This window comes from Pseudomonas sp. SIMBA_068 (assembly GCF_046534705.1).
Classification (GTDB): Bacteria; Pseudomonadota; Gammaproteobacteria; order Pseudomonadales; family Pseudomonadaceae; genus Aquipseudomonas; species Aquipseudomonas putida.
The window spans coordinates 1-235 of record NZ_JAWRYI010001681.1 but is presented as its reverse complement, the minus strand read 5'-3'; the positions used below and the strand labels follow the sequence as shown (position 1 = coordinate 235).

Genomic DNA, 235 nt, shown 5'->3' with positions numbered 1-235 from the left:
CCGCCACGCGCCGCGCGTCCTGCTGGCTGACGAAGTGGGTTTAGGGAAAACCATTGAAGCCGGGATGATCCTGCATCAGCAACTGCTCTCTGGCGCTGCTGAACGTGTGCTAATTATCGTCCCGGAAACCTTACAGCATCAGTGGCTGGTAGAAATGCTGCGCCGTTTCAACCTGCGCTTTGCGCTATTTGATGATGAGCGTTATGCCGAAGCTCAGCACGATGCTTACAACCCG

The 235-nt window shown here is 55.7% G+C and carries 1 protein-coding gene; it reads left to right on the top strand.

The features are described from left to right. A partial coding sequence (locus tag SB756_RS35460; RefSeq protein WP_410913931.1) for an SNF2-related protein occupies positions 1-235 on the top strand: 235 nt, incomplete at both ends.